The organism is Xanthovirga aplysinae (genome assembly GCF_009711365.1).
Taxonomy (GTDB): domain Bacteria; phylum Bacteroidota; class Bacteroidia; order Cytophagales; family Cyclobacteriaceae; genus Xanthovirga; species Xanthovirga aplysinae.
Window position 1 is genome coordinate 1 of record NZ_SMMB01000415.1, and the last position, 1,502, is coordinate 1,502.

The window sequence follows — 1,502 nt, forward strand, 5'->3', positions numbered from 1 at the left end:
TGGTATATTTGTTCTTTCCACTCACCGAGCCATTAAACTAGCTAGAAGAGAAGGCTATAAGGCTACGATGAAAGCGGGAGTCTGTGCCTTAGATACTTTATGTGCCGACCTTGGGGTTGATCCTTGCCATCCAGGGATGCAAATGCATGAAGCTACCGATTGTCTTATTCGTCATCGAAAAATTAATCCTTCCCTTCATGTTGTTTTGTGGCAGGTTGGACTCATCGGTGAATTGGGATTCAAAAAGGAAGGGTATCTCAATAATAACTTCTCTTATTTTATTGGTTGGTTACAGAAAATTTATGGAGAAGATTATCAAATAATCCATTATATCGGCTCCAGATACCCCACTATTGATCCGTTAATTGAACTCTATTCATTAAAAGAACTGCATTATCCTGAAAATCAGGAAAAAATAACCGGGCTCTCTACTTTTTACATTACACCAAGAGATGTCGTTTCTTCTCATTACCAAACAATTATAGATCTAGGTGTCCTTTCAGAAGGGCAACCTATGGTTTTACCCAAATCGCCATTAAGAGAAATTGGAACATATAGGTCAAAAGAAATGAAAGCTTTTGATGAGTTTGCTAATTTTAAGATACCGCCTTCTTACAAATGGCAGAAAGACACTGCAGCTAGTAATTTCTTAATTGAATTGCGTTTTGATACAAAACTTCAGGAATTATACCGAAAAGACCCCCTGGCGGCGCTAAATGACACTCGTTTTTCTGGATTATCAGATAAAGAAAGAGCACTACTCGCCTCTAGAGATTCTGGCTCTATACAAATCGCTTCTAAAGGAATACATATCCGTTCGATTGCAACGGAAAAGACAATTACTACCATTCTTAATAGTAGATTATCTGCAGCTGCTGTTAAACAAAGGATGGCCAATGAAAATAAAAACCTGTATGAATTTAAAAAGTGGCTAACTGAAAACAAACTGGAAATAGATTGGGATGTATTGCATAGTTCCATAGCCCGTATTAATCGCAATAATCTGTTCCCTTGGACAGGGGTATATATTGAACCTACCCAAAAACTTATATTGACCCTTATTGGTCATAAAAAACACCGATTATTGAGTATTGTTTACGTGAATGGTATTCGTATAGAGAATTTTAAATTTGTAAATGGTACGATTAGATGGAAAAGTAACAAACAAATACGGATTAATGGTTTTATAAAACCTAATATAAACTTCCAGGGAAAACGCCAACTCATTGGTAAAATATGGGAAGATACCAACACTACCCTTAAAGCTAACAATTTTGTGGCGGATGAGGTTGATCCAAAGCTCAAAATTACAAACGCAGGATCTGCTTTAATAAACTATAGCAATATTGAGAAAATTTACGGCTCATATTATTTTCGAGCTCGTGAAAGGCTTTCTAAGCACATCAATAGATTAGAATTATCTGACTTTGGTTTGAAAATTAACCAACAAAAAGTGGAGAATTTTAATTTTAATAATGGCGTACTAACATGGGATGGTGGCC

Annotated in this window: 1 protein-coding gene; it reads left to right on the plus strand. The window is 36.1% G+C overall.

Annotated features, from left to right (window positions below):
* Positions 1-1,502: SAM-dependent methyltransferase (locus tag E1171_RS23420; protein WP_187696166.1), on the plus strand; the 1,502-nt coding region annotated here is incomplete at both ends.